Annotated in this window: 17 protein-coding genes, 1 tRNA gene and 1 pseudogene; 9 read left to right on the top strand and 10 right to left on the bottom strand. The window is 42.8% G+C overall.

The window, feature by feature from the left end:
* Positions 1-42: 42 nt before the first annotated feature.
* The 4 genes from vpsR to brnQ form a co-directional block, all read right to left on the bottom strand.
* Positions 43-1,377: a cyclic-di-GMP-binding transcriptional regulator VpsR gene (vpsR, locus tag ACK5MF_RS07410; RefSeq protein WP_416920833.1), complete on the bottom strand. Its 1,335-nt coding sequence runs from the start codon at positions 1,375-1,377 to the stop codon at positions 43-45.
* Between the two features lie 301 nt (positions 1,378-1,678).
* The gene (gene lysS, locus ACK5MF_RS07405; RefSeq protein WP_416920831.1) at positions 1,679-3,211 is read right to left on the bottom strand and encodes a lysine--tRNA ligase; all 1,533 of its coding nucleotides are present in this window, start codon (positions 3,209-3,211) and stop codon (positions 1,679-1,681) included.
* A 32-nt stretch (positions 3,212-3,243) separates the two neighbouring features.
* Positions 3,244-4,342, bottom strand: a protein-coding gene (prfB, locus tag ACK5MF_RS07400) for a peptide chain release factor 2 (RefSeq protein ID WP_416920829.1) whose coding sequence is annotated in 2 segments (ribosomal slippage) — positions 3,244-4,266 and positions 4,268-4,342 — 1,098 coding nt in all. Because the reading frame shifts where the segments join, the coding sequence is not laid out codon by codon here.
* Between the two features lie 202 nt (positions 4,343-4,544).
* Positions 4,545-5,849 (bottom strand): branched-chain amino acid transport system II carrier protein, encoded by a 1,305-nt coding sequence (brnQ, locus tag ACK5MF_RS07395; protein WP_416920827.1) that lies wholly within the window; start codon positions 5,847-5,849, stop codon positions 4,545-4,547.
* A gap of 303 nt (positions 5,850-6,152) precedes the next feature.
* On the opposite strand from brnQ, the gene ACK5MF_RS07390 reads away from it, so the two are divergent.
* Together ACK5MF_RS07390 and srmB are read left to right on the top strand one after the other, a co-directional pair.
* Positions 6,153-6,878 (top strand): tRNA1(Val) (adenine(37)-N6)-methyltransferase, encoded by a 726-nt coding sequence (locus ACK5MF_RS07390; RefSeq protein ID WP_416920825.1) that lies wholly within the window; start codon positions 6,153-6,155, stop codon positions 6,876-6,878.
* Positions 6,879-6,995: 117 nt separating this feature from the next.
* A complete protein-coding gene (gene srmB, locus ACK5MF_RS07385; protein ID WP_416920822.1) occupies positions 6,996-8,249 on the top strand; it encodes an ATP-dependent RNA helicase SrmB in 1,254 nt (417 codons plus the stop codon).
* Positions 8,250-8,606: 357 nt separating this feature from the next.
* Here srmB and ACK5MF_RS07380 read toward each other — a convergent pair whose 3' ends face one another.
* The 3 genes from ACK5MF_RS07380 to ACK5MF_RS07370 all read right to left on the bottom strand — a co-directional run bounded on the left by ACK5MF_RS07380 (position 8,607) and on the right by ACK5MF_RS07370 (position 11,530).
* Positions 8,607-9,629, bottom strand: a complete 1,023-nt coding sequence (locus ACK5MF_RS07380; RefSeq protein WP_416920820.1) for an IS110 family transposase — start codon at positions 9,627-9,629, stop codon at positions 8,607-8,609.
* Between the two features lie 136 nt (positions 9,630-9,765).
* Positions 9,766-10,593 carry a protein-glutamate O-methyltransferase gene (locus ACK5MF_RS07375; protein WP_416920819.1) on the bottom strand — a complete coding sequence of 276 codons (828 nt, stop codon included), beginning with the start codon at positions 10,591-10,593 and terminating at the stop codon, positions 9,766-9,768.
* A gap of 10 nt (positions 10,594-10,603) precedes the next feature.
* Entirely contained in the window at positions 10,604-11,530 is a 927-nt protein-coding gene (locus ACK5MF_RS07370; protein ID WP_416920817.1) for a chemotaxis protein CheV, read from the bottom strand.
* Between the two features lie 57 nt (positions 11,531-11,587).
* Between ACK5MF_RS07370 and flgA the strand changes: the two genes are divergently transcribed.
* The 3 genes from flgA to ACK5MF_RS07355 all read left to right on the top strand — a co-directional run bounded on the left by flgA (position 11,588) and on the right by ACK5MF_RS07355 (position 13,231).
* Positions 11,588-12,355, top strand: a complete 768-nt coding sequence (gene flgA / locus ACK5MF_RS07365; RefSeq protein WP_416920815.1) for a flagellar basal body P-ring formation chaperone FlgA — start codon at positions 11,588-11,590, stop codon at positions 12,353-12,355.
* Between the two features lie 102 nt (positions 12,356-12,457).
* On the top strand, positions 12,458-12,775 hold the full coding sequence (gene flgM / locus ACK5MF_RS07360) for a flagellar biosynthesis anti-sigma factor FlgM (protein WP_416920813.1): 318 nt from the start codon (positions 12,458-12,460) through the stop codon (positions 12,773-12,775).
* Positions 12,776-12,805: 30 nt separating this feature from the next.
* On the top strand, positions 12,806-13,231 hold the full coding sequence (locus ACK5MF_RS07355; protein WP_416920811.1) for a flagella synthesis protein FlgN: 426 nt from the start codon (positions 12,806-12,808) through the stop codon (positions 13,229-13,231).
* Positions 13,232-13,341: 110 nt separating this feature from the next.
* On the opposite strand, the gene flgP is transcribed toward ACK5MF_RS07355, so the two are convergent.
* Positions 13,342-13,776 (bottom strand): flagellar assembly lipoprotein FlgP, encoded by a 435-nt coding sequence (gene flgP / locus ACK5MF_RS07350; RefSeq protein ID WP_416920809.1) that lies wholly within the window; start codon positions 13,774-13,776, stop codon positions 13,342-13,344.
* Between the two features lie 9 nt (positions 13,777-13,785).
* Entirely contained in the window at positions 13,786-14,421 is a 636-nt protein-coding gene (locus ACK5MF_RS07345) for a FlgO family outer membrane protein (RefSeq protein ID WP_416920807.1), read from the bottom strand.
* Positions 14,422-14,584: 163 nt separating this feature from the next.
* Between ACK5MF_RS07345 and ACK5MF_RS07340 the strand changes: the two genes are divergently transcribed.
* A complete protein-coding gene (locus ACK5MF_RS07340) occupies positions 14,585-15,718 on the top strand; it encodes a flagellar assembly protein FlgT (protein WP_416920805.1) in 1,134 nt (377 codons plus the stop codon).
* A 53-nt stretch (positions 15,719-15,771) separates the two neighbouring features.
* Positions 15,772-15,848 (top strand) — tRNA-Arg (locus ACK5MF_RS07335).
* Between the two features lie 127 nt (positions 15,849-15,975).
* On the opposite strand, the gene ACK5MF_RS07330 is transcribed toward ACK5MF_RS07335, so the two are convergent.
* Positions 15,976-17,454, bottom strand: coding sequence for an EAL domain-containing protein (locus ACK5MF_RS07330; protein ID WP_416920803.1), 1,479 nt, complete (start codon positions 17,452-17,454; stop codon positions 15,976-15,978).
* Between the two features lie 361 nt (positions 17,455-17,815).
* Here ACK5MF_RS07330 and ACK5MF_RS07325 point away from each other — a divergent pair, with 361 nt between their 5' ends.
* The gene (locus ACK5MF_RS07325; protein ID WP_416920801.1) at positions 17,816-18,346 is read left to right on the top strand and encodes a GNAT family N-acetyltransferase; all 531 of its coding nucleotides are present in this window, start codon (positions 17,816-17,818) and stop codon (positions 18,344-18,346) included.
* Between the two features lie 351 nt (positions 18,347-18,697).
* Positions 18,698-18,939 (top strand): annotated as a pseudogene (locus tag ACK5MF_RS07320) (Fe3+-citrate ABC transporter substrate-binding protein); the annotation flags it as partial.

Genomic DNA, 18,939 nt, shown 5'->3' with positions numbered 1-18,939 from the left:
TCTTGTTTAGTCGGTGCTATTTGTTTAGTAAGTGCTATTTGTTTAATAAGTGCTATCCGTGATCAAATTATGTTTATTAAGCAAACGATACATGGTTGCGCGTGACACACCCAGTTCTTTCGCCGCAACCGAAACTTGCCCTGAGTAGGATTCCAACACAAGCAACAGTGCATCGCGCTCTGAACGTTCACGAATACTCTTCAAGCTGCGTTTTCCGTCACTGCGCTTAGGAAGCTCTAGATGCGCTTCATCAAGCACAACAGTTTCAGACATCAATACTACGCGCTTAATTTGGTTCATCAGCTCACGAACGTTGCCTGGCCAATGGTAACGAGTTAACGCACGTGTTGCATCTTCAGAGAAGCTTCTGGCTTGAGCGTTGTACTCCTTAGAATACTGTTGCAAGAAATGACGGGCTAAAATCGCAATGTCGCCAGCTCGCTCTTTGAGACTCGGTACGTTAATTCGCAACACGTTGATGTAGTGGTAGAGCTCTTCATTGAAGTCACCGTCAATCAGGGCTTTTTCAATATCGGAAGAGTTTGCAGAAAGAATACGCACATCGACCTCTTTCACACCATTTGCAGTCTCAACGGTTCCTTCCTGTAGAAAGCGCAATAAGTTCAACTGCTGGCTTTTCGGTAAAGTTAGGATGTCATTCAGCAGCACAGTACCACCGTCAGCTTGTAACAAAATGGGGAGATCACCCCTATTATCGTTACCGATACCAAACAGTTCACTCTCTATTCGGCTCTCTGACATTGCTCGGCAGTTAACCGACATAAATGGTTTCTGTGCGCGAGCAGAAGTCTTATGTACCGCTTTAGCCACCGTTTCTTTACCTGTACCGCTCTCACCGTAAATAAGAATACTGGCATCGGTTGGACCAATACGTTTAATCTGATCGCGTAAACGCTTAACTGGAATGGAATCACCAATCAGTCCCATATCACTATTTGAGCCATAGTGAGGCCATACTTTTTTCTCCAGTTTCAGCATACCAAGTTGGTGGCCAATGGTACTGAGTAGCTGAGCATCTGGGATTGGTGCGGTGAAAAAATCGATACAGAAATTCACGATGAACTGGCAAATAGTGTCAGAGCTCAGTTGTGATTCGCGAATAAAGGCTAACCAGCGAACTTGCTTATGGTTACTTACCAAGTTTGCAATGCCATTTAAGCTAAACTCATCATGACAAAGGTCAACAATACCAATACAAGGCCCTGTTTCGGCGAAAAGCGTATCCGCTTGACGAAGATCAGCACACTGAGTGCATCTCCATCCTACTTGCTCTAAAACAGAAAGCCATGGTTCGTATGTGCCACCGACAACTATCAACGACCCCGGAACAGAGTCCATACGGAACTGATTAGCCATGAACTTATCCTTATTATTTAAATTCTTTATGTGCCGCTGCTACGTAGGCTCAGGCAACTGAGGATACAGTAACGAGACTTAAGACATTAGCCTGTCTCACATATAAGACTAGAAAGGAAATGGAAATATTTCTAATAAAAAACTTTATGTCGGTCTAAAAATTCGCATAAGAATTTGATCATTAAAACGAAAATGCGACCAGATAAAACATCATGTCTAACTTTAAAATACCCAGAAATAAAAAAACCGCCTTCACTTCACGTTAGGCGGTTTTTGTTAAATGACAATAACCAGCAACAGATTACTGTTGTGGACGCATCGCAGGGAACAGAATAACGTCACGAATCGTGTGTGCGTTAGCAAACAACATCGCTAGACGGTCGATACCGATACCTTGGCCAGCCGTTGGTGGCAAGCCGTGCTCAAGAGCAGTAATGTAGTCTGCATCGTAGAACATTGCTTCGTCGTCACCAGACTCTTTCGCATCCACCTGTGCTTTAAAGCGAGCATCTTGGTCTTCTGCATCGTTAAGCTCAGAGAAACCATTCGCAACTTCACGACCACCGATGAAGAACTCAAAACGGTCGGTAAAGAATGGGTTACTATCGCTACGACGAGCCAGTGGAGAGATATCCGCAGGGTAGCCCGTGATGAACGTCGGCTGGATCAGTTTTGGTTCCGCTGTTTCACCGAAGATCTCTTCAAGTAGCTGACCACAAGTCCAGAAATCTTCAACTTCAACGTGAACAGATTTCGCGATAGAAACCATAAGCTCACGGTTTTGGATATCTTCTTCTGTTAACGCCTGAATTTGAGCGTGGTTTGGATTGTAGTGTTTAATCGCTTCAAACATGCTCATACGAGCGTATTTACCGCCAAACTCAACCATTTCATCGCCATAAGGCATTGCTGTTGCACCCAGAACATTGATTGCTACCGTGCTTAACATCTCTTCTGTTAGATCCATCAGATCTTTGTAGTCAGAGTACGCTTGGTAGAATTCCATCATAGTGAATTCAGGGTTGTGACGAGGAGAAAGACCTTCGTTACGGAAGTTACGGTTGATCTCAAACACACGATCAAAACCACCAACAACTAAGCGTTTGAGGTATAGCTCAGGTGCAATACGCAGATACATATCGATATCTAGCGCGTTGTGGTGAGTGACGAATGGACGCGCAGAAGCACCACCAGGGATCACATGCATCATCGGAGTTTCAACTTCCAGGTAACCCTTAGAGGTCATGAAAGCACGAATTGCGCTGACTAGCTTCGAACGAATGATGAATGTCTTACGTGAATCTTCGTTAACGATCAGGTCGACGTAACGCTGACGGTAACGCATCTCTTGGTCAGTCAGACCGTGAAATTTTTCTGGAAGTGGACGAAGTGCCTTAGTCAGCAACTCGTACTCATCCATGTTGACGTAAAGATCGCCTTTACCTGATTTATGTAGTGCGCCTTTAACACCGATGATGTCACCGATATCCAGACCTTGGTATTTCTCTTTCAGCTCTTTTTGTACATCTTTCGATGCGTAAGCTTGAATACGGCCTGAAGTCTCTTGAATAACAAGGAATGGACCACGTTTTGCCATGACGCGACCAGCAATAGCCACGATATGGTTCAGCTCTTCTAGCTCTTCTTTGCTCTTTTCACCGAACTCAGCTTGTAGATCACCAGCTAGGCTGTCACGACGGAAATCATTTGGATGACCATTCGCTTTACAGCTCTTACGGATGTGCTCTAACTTACTACGACGCTCTGCAATCAGCTTGTTTTCTTCTTGCGCGATTTGTTCTTGATTCATTTCGTTTTGAACAGCATCAGTCATTTTGCATGTACCCTGTATTGTCGGTAAAAAGCTTAAAGGCCAGATTTCAGGCTAGCTTCAATAAATTTGTCTAAGTCACCATCGAGAACCGCTTGCGTGTTACGATTTTCAATTCCGGTGCGTAAATCTTTAATTCTAGAATCATCTAGTACGTATGAGCGAATTTGGCTACCCCAGCCGATATCAGACTTCGCATCTTCATTCGCTTGCTTCTCAGCATTTTGCTTCTGCAGTTCAAGTTCGAACAGTTTCGCACGAAGCTGTTTCATCGCCTGATCTTTGTTTTTATGCTGAGAACGGTCATTCTGGCACTGCACAACCGTATTGGTTGGAATGTGAGTAATACGTACCGCAGATTCGGTGGTGTTAACGTGCTGACCACCAGCACCCGATGCGCGATAGACGTCGATACGTAGATCGGCTGGGTTAATATCGACCGCTATATTGTCATCCACTTCAGGGTAGATAAACGCAGAAGCAAACGAAGTATGACGACGACCGCCTGAATCGAATGGTGATTTGCGCACTAAACGGTGAACGCCAGTTTCAGTACGTAACCAACCGTAGGCGTAGTCACCAATGATACGCACCGTCGCAGACTTGAGGCCCGCAACCTCACCTTCTGACACTTCAATCACTTCGGTTTTAAAGCCTTTCGCTTCAGCCCAACGCAAGTACATGCGTAGCATCATTGAAGTCCAGTCTTGTGCTTCTGTACCACCAGAGCCCGATTGAAGATCGATATAGCAGTCAGACGCATCATGATCGCCAGAGAACATACGGCGAAACTCAAGTTGTTCTAACTTAGTTTCTAATTCAGCGAGTTCAGGACCAATTTCATCGAAAGTCTCCTGATCTTCGGCTTCTATCGCTAATTCAAGAAGTCCTTCAACATCGTCAACCCCTTGATCGAGTTGATTGATGGTCTCAACAACCAACTCTAATGCTGAACGTTCTTTACCTAACGCTTGTGCGCGCTCAGGTTCGTTCCATACATCGGGTTGTTCAAGTTCTGCGTTTACTTCTTCCAGACGCTCTTTCTTAGCGTCATAGTCAAAGGTACCCCCTCAGGATATTCGTGCGCTCTGACACATCCTGAATGCGGTTTTTAATTGGATTGATTTCAAACATTTTTGCTTAAGCTTTATGAGTAGAATTTAACCGAAGAATTCTACTTAAAAATGTGATGAAGATACAGGAAAAATTGGGGATATTTTGAGTGGAAGCTGTACAGAAAATAGAGGTATTGTCTAGGTTCTGATAGCAATAAAAAAGAGGCGCTAAGTTCAGTATAGAAACCGTCTCAAACGCCTCTCTTTAAACAAGCTGAAATTTATGCGGTTTTTTGTTCCAGCTCAGCTTTTGCAGAACCACCAACAAATGTCATTACGATCATCGCCGCAACCGTTGGTAACAACCAACCCATACCAATGTCAAACAATGGCAGGAAGTTGAAGAATGACACGTCTAAACCAGAGACTTTCGCTGCATCAATAAGCGCAAACAACAGTGATACAAGAATCACCACACGATATGCGGCTTGAGGGTTAGCAAGTTTAGTGCGGATGAAAGTCAACGCAACTAATGCAATCGCAACTGGGTATAGCGCGAATAGCACAGGCACAGAAAGAGCAATCAACTGAGCCAGACCTATATTTGCGACCACGGCACACGCAACACCGTTGATCACAACCCATGTTTTGTATGAAATAGGCGTATGTGTGCTGAAGAAATCAGAACATGCAGAGATAAGCCCAATAGCGGTAGTCAGACAGGCAAGCAGCACGATCACTGATAGCACCAACTGGCCTTTATCACCGAACAGTGCAATAACGTATTGGCTTAGCACCACACCGCCATTGTCCGCCCCCATCGCCACCGATGAACTTGTTGCACCTAAGTAGAATAATGAGATGTAAACAAACGCCAAACCTGCTGCCGCAATTAGCGCCGCGCTAATGAGGTATTTGGTTGTCGCTTTCTGTTCAGTAATTCCTTTTGCACGCAAAGCGTCGACAATCAGAATGCCGAACATCAGCGCGCCGAAGGTATCCATTGTGTTGTAACCTTCAAGGAAACCTTTGGTTAGCGGTTGGGTTGCGTACTCACCTTGCGCCGCCATCATTGGGCTTTGAGGATCGATGAAAACACCCAACGCCAAAACAATCAGACCGATGAAAAGAGCAGGCGTTAGCACCTTGCCAATCACATCAATCAACTTTCCCTGCGACCATGAAAAAAACATCGCCACACTAAAAAACAGTACAGAGAAAAGCGTTAAATTAACATCAGAAAACAACGGTTTTACCGCCATTTCATAAGCCACTAACCCAGTACGAGGCGCAGCGAATGCAGGACCGATAATTATGAAGATAAGAGCGGCCATTACCAGCGACGCTTTCGCCGGTAAATACTGAGTAAGATGCTCCCAACTACCACCCGCGATTGCGATGGCAATGATAGTGGCGAGAGGTAGACCTACCGCTGTCAAAAGGAAACCACTCATTGCTGGCAATAAATGGTCACCGGCTAATTGACCCGCCAGAGGAGGGAAAATGATGTTACCCGCGCCCAAGAAGAACGCAAAAAGCATAAAGCCTAAAGCTATAATATCTGTTAATTTTAACGACTGTTTCACAGATACCCCTTAATAATTATTCGTTAATGTAATACATCCTTGGCTTGAAAAACGGCTTTCCAATGCTCAAGAGAGGGCGAATAATGACGAAACTATCATCACTTCGCAACCCGCGAGCGAAAAACACCACATAAAACCAGACATAAAGCAAAAAACCAGTTCATAACACCAACCTTAATAAATAAATCAGAATAAATAACTATAAAATCACCATATAAAACCGACAACAAATAGAACAAAAATCTATACAATTATTCAACAACAGCGTTAGTCACTTAATTTTCGACAAAAAGCAATATTTTCATGAAAAGTAGCACGTTAAAAACTAAAGACTTCAAATTTAAACAATTTTCGATTGAAGGCGGACAAAGTGGCATGCCTGTCAGTACCGATGGTGTAATGCTAGGGGCTTGGGCTTTTCAGCATTCGTCTTCACCGTCACATATTTTGGATATCGGCACGGGAACAGGGCTTTTAGCCTTGATGTGTGCCCAAAGATTTTCCGCCGCACAAATACAAGCTATCGATATTGATCAATACGCTTGCCAAGCCGCTCAGATCAACATCAGCAACTCACCTTGGTTTGACCGTATCGCTTTGCAGCAAACCGACGTGCTAAGTATGGCCGATAGCACAACATTCGACGCCATTATCTGTAACCCGCCTTATTTTAATGACGGAGAACAGTCACAGCATACTCAGCGAGCCACCGCTCGACACACCGGCACGTTACAGCATAAGCAACTGATTAATATCAGTTATCAATTAATGGCAGACAAAGGAACCGCCAGTTTTATTCTGCCAATAACCGAGGGAGAGCAATTTATAGCGCGAGCAAAAGAGCGTGGTTTTTACTTATCTCGGCTATGCAAAGTACAGCCAACTCTGAACAAACCCATCAATCGACTTCTGTTTGAACTGAAAAAACAACCGACTGATGTTGAGCAATCAACGCTGATCATTCGCGACGATTTAGGCTACACTCAAGCCTTCATAGAGCTAACACGAGCTTTTTATTTGAAGATGTAGAATTAAAGATGTGATCTGAGTGACGATCCATCTATAATGTGCGCCCCTAATTTTTACTGATCAGCAACGGCTGATCGGCTTTGACTGCTCAGTCCGAGCGCTTGCGGAGTATTAACAGTGATCAAATCTTTTGCTGACTTAGAACTGGATCCAAACCTCATCGAGGCAATTGAAGAAATGGGCTTTGAGCGCCCTACTCAAGTTCAAGCCGAAGCAATTCCTCAAGCCCTCGACGGGAAAGATGTGTTTGCATCGGCACCTACAGGGACAGGTAAAACCGCAGCGTTTGTCATTCCTGCGCTGCAATACCTACAAGATTTCCCACGTAAGAAAGCTGGCCCAGCTCGTGTTCTGATTCTCACGCCGACTCGTGAATTGGCACTGCAAATCACTGAGCAAGCAAAAGCATTGGCAAAATACACGCATATGAACATCTTCAGTATTACGGGTGGCGTGCAATACCAAGAGCATGCAGATGTTTTGGCAACCACTCAAGATATTGTGGTTGCGACACCGGGTCGTTTATTGGAATACATCGATGCTGAGCGTTTCGACTGTCGTGCAATTGAATGGTTAATTCTTGACGAAGCAGACCGTATGTTAGACATGGGCTTTGGTCCTGTGGTTGATCGCCTGTCTGCTGAATGTCGCTGGCGTAAACAGACGCTGCTATTTTCAGCCACTTTGGAAGGCAAAGGTGTTGATGGTTTCACCGCAGATTTGCTCAACGAGCCTGCAATTGTCAACGCTGAGCCACCACGTCGCGAACGCAAGAAAATCACTCAGTGGTATCACCGTGCAGACGATATGGCACACAAACTTGATCTGTTGAAGAAGATCTTAACCGAACAGTCAGAGCGCGCGATCGTCTTCTTGAAAACCCGTGAACGTTTGGCAGATCTTCGAACTGAATTGGAACGCGCGCAGATCCCTTGCGTTTGGATCCAAGGCGAAATGCCGCAAGATCGCCGTAACAATGCGATTTCACGTTTCCGCGATGGTACGGTAAACATCCTTCTAGCCACAGACGTTGCTGCTCGTGGTATTGATATTCCAGATGTCAGCCACGTAATTAACTTTGATATGCCACGTACCGCCGATGTGTATCTACACCGTATTGGTCGCACTGCTCGTGCAGGTAAGAAAGGTAACGCGATTTCTCTTGTCGAAGCACATGACCAACCTATGATTGAACGTGTCGCACGCTATATTAAAGAAGAGATCAAAGAACGTTACGTTGAAGGTATGCGTCCGAAACACAAAAAAGCGGTGTTTAAGAAGAAAAAACCGACAGCAGCGAAAAAGAAAAAAGACGCCGCGAAGAAAAAAGACAGCGCGAAAAAGAAAACGACGGCGAAGAAAAGCAAATGATTCTCTCTAGTTCCCACGCTCCCGCGTGGGAATTCATACTTTACCCTATGAGGTATTCCGATTCTGATATGCATTCCCACGGAGGACCGTGGGAACGTATATGGACTCCCCTTGTAACGCAAGCCATTTGGATGATGAGTGTTTGTTGCAAGTGCACGTATATTCGGTTTCATGATGGGGAGCTACCCCGAACCTTTATGGCTTAATCCACTAACAAGGCTTCTTAACGAGGTTCAGGCGTTTTTCGCCGAGTTCCCACACAGAGTTTGCCTTGTGTGCTGAGCTAACACTTTATCCTAATTACTTGCTATCACGTGGGTTGTCGTTTTGCTCCTCTTTAGCTTTACAGGATTTCAATTAGCTTAATTGAAGTCGGTAAGGCTGATGAGATTTCAACATGGCGCAGGCCATCCTGACGGTCTTGTTAGCAAGAGCAATAACGACTTTATTCATATGATTTTTCTCTAGCAATCCGCGTATCCAAAGACTCAGCGGATCGGATTTACCTTCGACACGACTGACCACCGCTCTGGCACCGTGAACCAAGAGAGATCTTAAGTAACGGTCACCTCGCTTGGTTATACCAAGATTGACATTTTTTCCACCGCTACCAGTGTGGGCGGGTACCAGCCCAATGCTTGCACTCGCATCTCGACCACACTTATAAGACGATGCATTACCGAGTTTGGCGACTAAGGCACTGGCGGTAATCCAAGAGATCCCTGGTAGAGACACCAAAAGTTTGCACTGCTCATTTTGTTTCGCAAGATGGGTCAGTGTCTGAGTGACCTCATCAATAGGCGTATCAAGCGCGGCTAACTGCTCTTTAAGATTATGAAGAATAAACCGAGCAGTATCCGTGAACTCATTTTCAGCATTTTCCAATTCGAATGGCAGTTGCTTTCTGAGTGAATGGATCCCAACAGGAAACTTAACACCATATTCCATCGCCAGTCCTCGAATACGATTGGAAAGCTGGGTTCGTTGCTTTATGTAACCCTCTCGAAGCGTGAGAAGTGAGGCTAGATCTTGCTGTTCAATCGTTTTAACAGGGACAAAATGAATATTTGTCCGTTGGCTAGCTTCATAAATCGCCAACGCATCATTAGGATCATTTTTGTTTCCCGAACGGTATTTGGCGGCTATTTGTGCAGGAACAAGTAATACTTTGTGCCCGGCTTGTTGGAATTTCCGCCCCCAGTAATGAGCGGTTGAACACGTTTCCATACAGACGACCGCTTTTGGGTGCTGAGCAACAATCGAAATGAGCTTTAATTGAGAGACTTTTTGATTAGAAACGAGTTTTCCATGCTTGTTTATTAACGCAACTTGAAAAACAGTTTTGGCAAGGTCGATACAAATAGTGCTAAGGTTATTCATGGTATGGTCTCCGTTTAGTTGACACTATCACCTTAGTCGAATTTTTCGATTAAGGTGGGGAGTCCATACCATTGAGAAAAGAAAAAGCCCAACACTTGGCTGGGCTGTAGAAAATAAAGGGGTTGAAGCTTGTGGCTTATTTGAGCTTATAGATGATGCCCGGATTACAACGCACCATTTCAAACTTGTCCGTAAGTCCAGTTAAAGACTCAGAAGCACCGAGTAGTAGATAACCACCAGGGTTTAGGTTGTTTGCCATCTGATTCAACACTTTCGCTTTCATATCTGGCGAGAAGTAAATCAATACATTTCGACAAAAGATAATGTCAAACTTACCCAGTAGCGCATAGCTTTCCATTAAGTTCTGTGGACGGAAGTTAACCAGACGCTTAAGGCTATCTTTTACTTTCATGCGCCCATCACCCGTATCTTCAAAAAATGCTCGGCGACGCTCAAGAGACAAACCACGCCCTAGCGCAAGGTTGTCATAAACCCCGGCGCGGCACATATCCAACATACTTGCGGAGATATCGGTTGCAGTAATAGAAACGCTCGGCAATAAACCGGGGCGACGCTGCTGAGTCTCCAGAATAGTCATTGCCATAGAATAAGGCTCTTGACCAGAAGAACTTGCTGCAGACCAGATTTTAATCGGGCGCTTCTTTGCTGCCATTTCCGGTAACAAACGTTCGGCAAGCACAGTGAACGGATACGTATCACGAAACCATAAGGTTTCGTTGGTTGTCATCGCATCAACGGCTGCCACACGCAAATCACGATTTCTGCCCGTTATCACATCTCGTAACAGGTCAGATAAACTAGCCAACTTATATTTAGTCACAAGCGGACTAAGACGACTTCTTACCAGATACTGTTTGCTGTCACCCAATACAATTCCGCATTGAGATTCGAGAAACCGGCAAAAGTCGCGATATTCTTGATCGCTTATAGTAATAGCAGTCATTAAATTCTCTTTATTTTACTAGCGCAGCCTTAACCGCATTACCAAGCTCGTCAGGATTGAACTTAGCAATAAACGAGTTCGCACCTACTCGCTCAACCATTGCTTGGTTAAATACCCCACTCAATGATGAGTGCAATATGACATAGAGATCTTTTAACTCATTATTTCGGCGAATTTCTGCCGTTAAGGTATAGCCATCCATCTCTGGCATTTCGATATCAGAAATCACCAAAGAGATTTGTTCGTAAATACTACCTTCTTTTGCCATTTCTACCAGCTTTTGATACGCATCTTTACCATCTTTAGTCAAGATACATTCAAATCCAATAGATTCAATCGCTCTTTGAACCTGCTTACGAGCTACCGTTGAGTCATCAGCAATCAAAATGCGGCGAATAATCGCCTGTTCTTGTTCAGCTTCTGCAATATCATGAGCGATACTAGCATCCATCTCTTCATTCATTGGTGCGATTTCTGCAAGGATCTTTTCTACATCGAGAATTTCAACCAGTTCGTTATCAATGTTAGTCACCGCTGTCAGGTAGTTCGCTTTACCTGCACCTTCCGGTGGTGGGAGTATCGCTTCCCAACGCATATTAACGATACGCTCCACAGAGCTGACTAAAAAGGCTTGTGTGCTACGGTTAAATTCCGCAATGACAACAAAACTTTTTTGAACATCTTGAGTAGGACGACCACCGATAGCCAAACTTAAGTCAATAACTGAGAGAGTTTGACCTCGAATGTGTGCTACACCTTTGACCAAGTGATGCAAATTCGGCATAGCCGTCAATTTAGGACATTGTAGGACTTCTTTAACTTTAAAAACGTTAATGCCATAACGTTGGCGTCCGTTAAGACGGAAAGTTAGTATTTCTAGTCGGTTTTGACCGACAAGTTGCGTACGCTGATTCACAGAATCAAGAATACCCGTCATAAGCACATCTCCATCTCAAACTTATGTTCATGAAAAAATGGTAGTCTACTACAAGCTATGAAGAAACGAGAGACACGAACAATGAATCCGAAGACCTGTTTACATCTACATTCCATATCTAAGTGTAGAGCTTTCTATAATATTTTTTTTAACTCTATCGGTTTTTTGTTAGCTTTCTTTAGTCTTTCTTTGTCAGCTGCAACACCAGAACAAGTAAAAATGATCCAAAGTGCTGCTGAGAATCACGTTTTAAGCAGCATCGAAATCGCCGAAGGAGGCGAACTCGCAGTCAATGCAGCCAATATTGACGAACGTATTTTCGCAACAAATTGCCCAACCACTCTGGCAACCTCTTCATCATCAAACAACGCATCAGCGAGCAACATTACCGTACTTGTTGAGTGCCAAGAGGATAATTGGAAGATTTATGTTCCAGTTCGACTCACTATGCGAGTTCCGATGGTTACCGCCACTAATCATATAAGCAGAGGGCAAGTTTTAACAGAAAACGATATAACTATCAGTATGGTAGATCTGCTGCGCTTTAGACGGCAAGGATTTTCCTCACTTGAGCGAGTGGTCGGAGCAAAAACTAAGAGAAACGTGAAGTTAGGTGATGTTATTGAACAAAATGATATCTGTGTCGTATGCCGAAATGACAGTGTAGTTATCCAAGCAACCGCCAGTAGTATGAATATTACTACTAAAGGAACGGCATTATCTGACGGAAGCTTCGGCGATCAGATAAAAGTGAAAAATGATAAATCTAACCGTATAATAGATGCGCAAGTCAGTGGTATTGGCGAAGTAACGGTTCAATTTTAATAGGTTATGTTAATTTCGTTGCTAAGCTATAAAATGACTAAAGTTATTGTCCTCATTGTCGATATTGACTGTACAGATTCATATTTTTAAAAAGGCTCATTTATGGCAGGCATTGATAACATACGCTCAGGGCATTCGTTAAACACAACGAATCGAAGCCCTGCTCGTTCTTCTTCCGATGCATCTTCATCCACTTCAAGTGCTGCAACCCGCTCAGCTAAGCAAGATTCCGTCTCACTTAGCCATCAGGGTAAAGCCATTGGCGAATTGCATAACGATATGACTACGACTCCTAGCTTCGACAGCGCGAAAGTTGCGGCGATCAAAGAAGCGATCGCAAATGGATCTTATGTTGTTGATTCAGAAAAACTGGCCGACAATATGATCAAATTTGAAAAAGAACTGGGTGGCTTTAGCTAATTCAGTTTGCTTATAGGTAATTGATAAGTTATGGCAGTACTAAAAGACCTCATCGAATTCCAACTTAAAAATGCACAAGAGCTATCGGTGTTGTTGGAAAAAGAAAAAATCGCGATTACTTCTCGAGTATCTGCGGACATAGAAGAGCTTGCCAAACAAAAAATTACTTTAGTTAATCAGTTACAAACGACCGATCAACGTATATCTGCTCATCCTCACGTCTCGAGCCTGACTGAGGATAGCTATCTCAATGAGTTAACCAAGCGAATTCGTTCTATTATTCACGACTGCCAACAAGCAAACCTTGTTAATGGCGAAGCTCTTAACCGTGCACAACTTAGCTTTAACAAGCTCAATAATATGATGCAGCAGAGCTTAGGCAAAGTCGGCATGACTTACAGTGCAACTGGTAGAACGCAATCTGTCTCCACTTTAGGGACCAACCTGAAAGCCTAAGCAGAAAGAAGAATCAATAAGAAAAGCGGCAATATTTGCCGCTTTTTCATATGCCGATTTTAAGTATCTGGAGAGTGACAATTAAAACGAGAACAACTAGTCAGAGATAGTTAGAACAGTGTTTGCTGACGTTTTTCAGGAACCTGCTGCACTTCGCCGTAATCACGAAGCATGTTCATTTTATTAATATCTAGACGTAATTCCGTTACATAGCTATCACCCACTTTATAGCTACGTACCACTTCAGCACCACGAATGACACCATCAACTTCGCCACTAGTACGTTCAGTGCCAAGACGCTGATCACTGAGTTCAGCTCGTCCACTTACACGCATACCATAAACTTGTTCTGCTAGCTCTCGATAGGCATCAATTTTCGAAGCTCGCATTGCTCTCACTCGCTTTTCTTCATCGTCACGACCTTTTTGCTCACTGATACTGGCATAACCGACCGCAGTTAACCAATCGTCTGCTCTGGTTGTTTGCAAAGGCTGGCAACCCATCATAACCAAGGCTGTCACTAGGACTAATAACCATTGTTTCATCATTAACTCCTATGGACGTAGAATAACGGTATACGGCTGCTTCATCGTTGGATCTGAACGGATGAGAACACCATCTTGAGTACGCATACTATTTAAAGTATCTAAATCTCTACCGATACGATCAGCAGGCAAGAAACCTTGCGCTGTCGCAACAACAATTCGCGATTGCAAACCGACAACTCGAGCATTAACCAGAACACCACCATCCTGACGAAGCATAGTGCCAGTTAATACGTACTGAATTTCTTGCTCTTGAGCTAAGTCTTTCCAATCGCGGCTGAAGGCAAAATCACCCTGTTGGGTAACTTGAATTGTCCCTGTGGTTTTATAATCCACAACTTTGAAACCACGACGTTGGAATTGGTAAATAAAACCTTCTGATACCGAATTGCCTAGCCAGTTTGTTGTATCCATATTTTGTAGATCAACAAATGAGGTAACAGCAATGGAATTGCGAGCAGTAATGCTCGTATTCGATAGCATTAAATCTTCAGTCATACTCTCGACGAAGAAATCCAAAGTGTGTCTTGGACTCTCCATCAACATAAATTGTGAACCAGAGTACGGCTCTTTTCCGTTATAAATCGGGGCATAAGCACATGCAGTCAAAAAAACCGCAGGTACTAAAGGAAGCCATTTTTTCATTCTCTTCATCTCCAGATATACTAAGGCATCGGTTCCAGTTTCACTCTCACTGATGAAACTGGAACACTCTTTGCTTTTCTAAATTCGTCTACTATTCAGAATCGCGATACCTACATCAGCTAAGAATTAAAAAGCAAAATTCATACCTAACTGGTAACTTATAATGAAAAAAATTATTTACTCTTTTATTTCAATACTTTCAGTCGTCATGAGCATACCTAAAGCCTATGCAGAATGGTATGAAGTAACAGGTACTGCCGCTATCGTTTCAACAGAAAGTGCCGCTCGCCTACACGCATTAGAAAACGCCATTTATAAAGCGGTAAACTTTGCCGGGGCAGATATTGGCAGTATCAGTAATCTAATGCCGCTATTGGAATCAGAACGTACGGAATACCAGTTCTCCAACCACGAAGTACGCTATATCTTGATTGAGCAAACCAGTTCTCGAAACGATGTAATGAGCGTTCGTGCTCGAATTGATATCTATCCATCGGCAACAGGTTGCCAGCAAAATCAATATAAGAAGACCTTTTTAGTCGGCAACATTGATTTAGCTTCGCCGCAACAAGCTGTCATGGGACAAATCTACAGCTTAGGTGATGATTTTGCCGAAGTTGTTAACCGTCAAATTGGACAAGAATCAAGAAGTTTTGTTTCCGTTGGTACCACTAACTACGATATCAACGCTCGCAGTCCTGAACGGATCAAGATGATTGCTCAAGATACTGGCGCACAGTATATCATTGGTGGTGTGATAACCGATTTAACGGCAACAATTGAGCAGAATCTATTGCAAGATGACATCATCAACCGTCAATTTGCTTTAGAAATGAAAGTATTTGATGGTAAAACTGGCAGCGAGGTGTTTAAACATAACTACCGTGAAGTTGCCCGTTGGCCTTTTGCAAAAACCAGCCAAATTGATACCAGAAGTGCTCGTTTTTGGGCCTCAACTTATGGTGACATGCTTCTCCGTGTAAGCCGCAATATTATGTTGGATCTTGAGTCTGAAATTTCATGCAAAATTACGCTTCCAGAAGTTGTCGCTAAATTTGGTAATACTGTCACCATGGATCTTGGTCGAATCCACGGCGTGCAAGAAGGTGACAAACTACAACTTTGGCACACTGGTGCATTCATTGATCAAAAAGGTTTGCCACGTAACAAGGTAACACAGAGTGAGATTACTCTAACGGTATCCCGAGTTTACGAAAACGATGCGGAACTGGCGATTGACCAACCAGAACTGCTGTCAAGCGTGCAAATTGGCGACGTTATGCACAAACAGAATTAAATCTGTCTCATAATGGTTAACTTATTCAAATAATTGAGTAATATAAGAACCCTGCTCCCGTGGCACAGCTGGATAGCGCGGCCCCCTCCTAAGGGGCAGGTCTCAGGTTCAAATCCTGTCGGGAGCGCCAATTCTATCAAGGGCTAAGCGGTTAGTAACTGCTTAGCTCTTTTTCTTATATTCATATTTGGGTGCACTTACGGGTGTCTCTACAGCGTAAGTGAACGGTATTATTCAAATGCGATATTTTCAATTCTTTATGAAAAGTACTTTGCAATGAACTCTTCTATCGGTAGGGGTTTATCAAAAAAGAACCCTTGATACTGACCAATATTACGCGCATGTAAATAGTTGAACTGCTCTTGAGTCTCGACGCCTTCGGCCAGAACTTCAACATTAGTTGTTTTAGCAAGGTTAATGATTGCCTCCAGAACATGTGCATCTTCGCCACTGGATATCGTATTGATAAATGTGCGATCTATTTTAATGACGTCAATGCTTGTATTTATCAAGTACTTCATTGAACAGTGACCAGTACCGAAATCATCAAGGGCAATAATCACGTCTCTAGCTTTGAGTCTGCTGATATATGAAGTAAAAACTTCATTCTCAAACTCATGGCGTTCGGTAATCTCCAATACAATTTTGATTGGATTTGCTGCCAACTCTTGCTGAAGTATTACAACATCTTCATATAAATCATTGCTATCAAATTGTACCGCGCAGACATTGAATCCAAGATGAAAGTCGTTGTTCCTTAAGTAATCAGCATTGCGCAAATGTAATGAACATTTCTCCATTAACATTCTAGTGATCTCTTTAATTTTGCCATTCGCTTCAACTTCGTTGATGAAATCGTTAGGCGGTATAATCCCTTTACTTGGATGGATCCAACGCACGAGAACTTCTGCGCCGGTTAATGTTCCGTTGATGTCAAATACCGGTTGCAGATAAGGATGAAACTGAGAGCGTCTAATGGCTTTATTCACATCCCAATAGCTCGCTTTAAGCCTGTCAAAAACGGGAGAATTTCTGTTTACTACCACCAAATAGGCTAACGTCCAAAACATAATAATGAAGCCATGGTTTATAACGAAATAGGCTAGAAATGCATATAACTGTAGGCTGAAATCAACGTTATACAGCTCTCCATTTGCTAACTCATTGCGCCCACTGATCACACCTTCCTTATGTATAGATGCGTTATCAAGTTTGATAAACACATCATACTGGGAGTAATTGTCCATCAACTCACTGAAGGTCTCGGGATAGAAAGCAAAATAGGTAGCGTAAGTCGAGCTATACGAAATTTTAAGTAAGATGGCACCGGCATCTTTGGGGATTGAATAGCCAAGATAAGGTGATTTGGGTAGATAAAATAATCTGGTCTTTCCTGCTTCTTCTCTCTGAGTTTTGATTTTCACGCCATTTAAGGAAGATGCAGAAGAACAGGCGATCGTATTGTTATCAGTAACTCCAATACTTCTGATATCGCGATTAAATAACAATAAGGCGGAATTTTTTTGCAAGAATGCGCCACAGTCTGTCAATGGAATATCATTACTCATTTTATCTTTATAGTAATTGATATTTTCATGGACGATACTGCTCATCTCCTCAGAGACTTCAGCAACAACTTCTTGAGAATCAATGTAATACTTCGCAAATGACAAAAATATAATGAGGAATAAGCCTGCGATATAAATGTAATTTTTTGTTGATCTCTTAAGCTTCATCTTAACTCTCTATCTACCGTCAAATTAGCAAGCCATTGATGTAACAAAAGTATAGGGCACTAATTTTGCGTGACATTTAATCATCACATCAATGTAACGCAAGCAATAATTCTCATTTTTGATAAAAACATGAATTAAGTATAATTATACTCACAGTATTACTGACAATTGAATTATTTACACATTAACTTGCACACTTTTTGTTAAAAATTTGAAAAAAGATCTGGCTAAATGTGACTAAACACAAATAGGCAATTCAAGTTAACCCTTCTTTAGCATTCACACTGTGGCAATGTTTGTTGTATTTACAATATGATGAGCTGACAAAACCGCTAACAAGCAAGCCAAAGGAAATAAGACCATGACAACGGATGAAGCAGAACAGCGCCAAGTGCTACTTGGCGGTTTGAACATTACTGTCAGAACAATCTCCGCCGAAGACAATCAACAAATTGCAGCAGTTATTCGCAATAGCTTTATTGACAATAAAATCGATCATCTTGAAGGGGTAAGTTTGCACGACCCAGCTTTAGCCAAACTCAGCACGGCCTACACAGCAGATAAATCAGGTTATTGGGTCGCGACGCTAAATGGCAAAGTCGTTGGTGGCGTGGGCATCTCGCAATTGTTGGGAGCCGGTGCAGAATACTGTGAAATGCAAAAGCTGTATTTGGACAAATCTGTACTGGGTATTGGGCTAGGACGATATCTCATCGATTTGTCGATACAAAAAGCGCGAGCATTTGGATACAGATACTGTTATTTGGAAACCCTTAAAGAATTAAGTTCAGCCGTATCGTTATACGAACAGTTTGGTTTCGAGCATATCGAAGCAAGTATTGGCAATACAGGCCACAGTAGTTGTGAGATCTGCATGCTTAAAACATTGTGATTCAGATGAACAAAAACTAAAACAACGGACTTCATCCGCCACTGCCGCAAAACCGTATGGTGTATGTAAACCTTGACGTCATCTTGTTATATCACCAACATTCAAACATCTCAAAAACCCATAAAAACACATTTAAAACAATTAGTTATTTATATAAATCATAAAGAATTCGCAAAACCCTAACGCGACTCTGATATTTCATCTCGCCATAAAATTTAGACTCGGCATTACGTTCGATTAGATTTCAACTAAAATTATTGTTAACAAAAATATCGACACTCCCAAATGAATTGACGCAAGAATTCCGCCTAAAAGCGGTATATGTCGATAGCACGGGTAAAGATAAAACCTATGACAAAAAGTAACCTAGAAACTAACACCGGCCATCGATTTATCTCAAAAGCTAAAACCGCTTATAAGATTCATATCCATACTCCCGATGACAGCGTTTTGCACAGATCGGTTGGTTACATACGTCTAGGTGAAACAAAAGGTCTAAAAAAAGCCATCAAGCTCAGAAATGAACTCGGACGAGAGATGTGGGGCAAACATTGGCGTCGTATTTTAAAAGATCCATTCTTAATGACTCGCCT

The organism is Vibrio sp. (assembly GCF_047973365.1).
Taxonomy (GTDB): domain Bacteria; phylum Pseudomonadota; class Gammaproteobacteria; order Enterobacterales; family Vibrionaceae; genus Vibrio.
The sequence above is the reverse complement of the archived record's forward strand: the minus strand, read 5'-3'. Positions and strand labels throughout refer to the sequence as shown.

Coding starts and splice junctions, on each gene's coding strand:
- vpsR (WP_416920833.1), bottom strand. CDS start 1,377: ATGGCTAATCAGTTCCGTATGGACTCTGTTCCGGGGTCGTTGATAGTT.
- lysS (WP_416920831.1), bottom strand. CDS start 3,211: ATGACTGATGCTGTTCAAAACGAAATGAATCAAGAACAAATCGCGCAA.
- ACK5MF_RS07390 (WP_416920825.1), top strand. CDS start 6,153: ATGAAAAGTAGCACGTTAAAAACTAAAGACTTCAAATTTAAACAATTT.
- ACK5MF_RS07380 (WP_416920820.1), bottom strand. CDS start 9,629: ATGAATAACCTTAGCACTATTTGTATCGACCTTGCCAAAACTGTTTTT.
- ACK5MF_RS07375 (WP_416920819.1), bottom strand. CDS start 10,593: ATGACTGCTATTACTATAAGCGATCAAGAATATCGCGACTTTTGCCGG.
- ACK5MF_RS07370 (WP_416920817.1), bottom strand. CDS start 11,530: ATGACGGGTATTCTTGATTCTGTGAATCAGCGTACGCAACTTGTCGGT.
- flgA (WP_416920815.1), top strand. CDS start 11,588: ATGAAGAAACGAGAGACACGAACAATGAATCCGAAGACCTGTTTACAT.
- flgM (WP_416920813.1), top strand. CDS start 12,458: ATGGCAGGCATTGATAACATACGCTCAGGGCATTCGTTAAACACAACG.
- ACK5MF_RS07355 (WP_416920811.1), top strand. CDS start 12,806: ATGGCAGTACTAAAAGACCTCATCGAATTCCAACTTAAAAATGCACAA.
- flgP (WP_416920809.1), bottom strand. CDS start 13,776: ATGAAACAATGGTTATTAGTCCTAGTGACAGCCTTGGTTATGATGGGT.
- ACK5MF_RS07345 (WP_416920807.1), bottom strand. CDS start 14,421: ATGAAAAAATGGCTTCCTTTAGTACCTGCGGTTTTTTTGACTGCATGT.
- ACK5MF_RS07340 (WP_416920805.1), top strand. CDS start 14,585: ATGAAAAAAATTATTTACTCTTTTATTTCAATACTTTCAGTCGTCATG.
- ACK5MF_RS07330 (WP_416920803.1), bottom strand. CDS start 17,454: ATGAAGCTTAAGAGATCAACAAAAAATTACATTTATATCGCAGGCTTA.
- ACK5MF_RS07325 (WP_416920801.1), top strand. CDS start 17,816: ATGACAACGGATGAAGCAGAACAGCGCCAAGTGCTACTTGGCGGTTTG.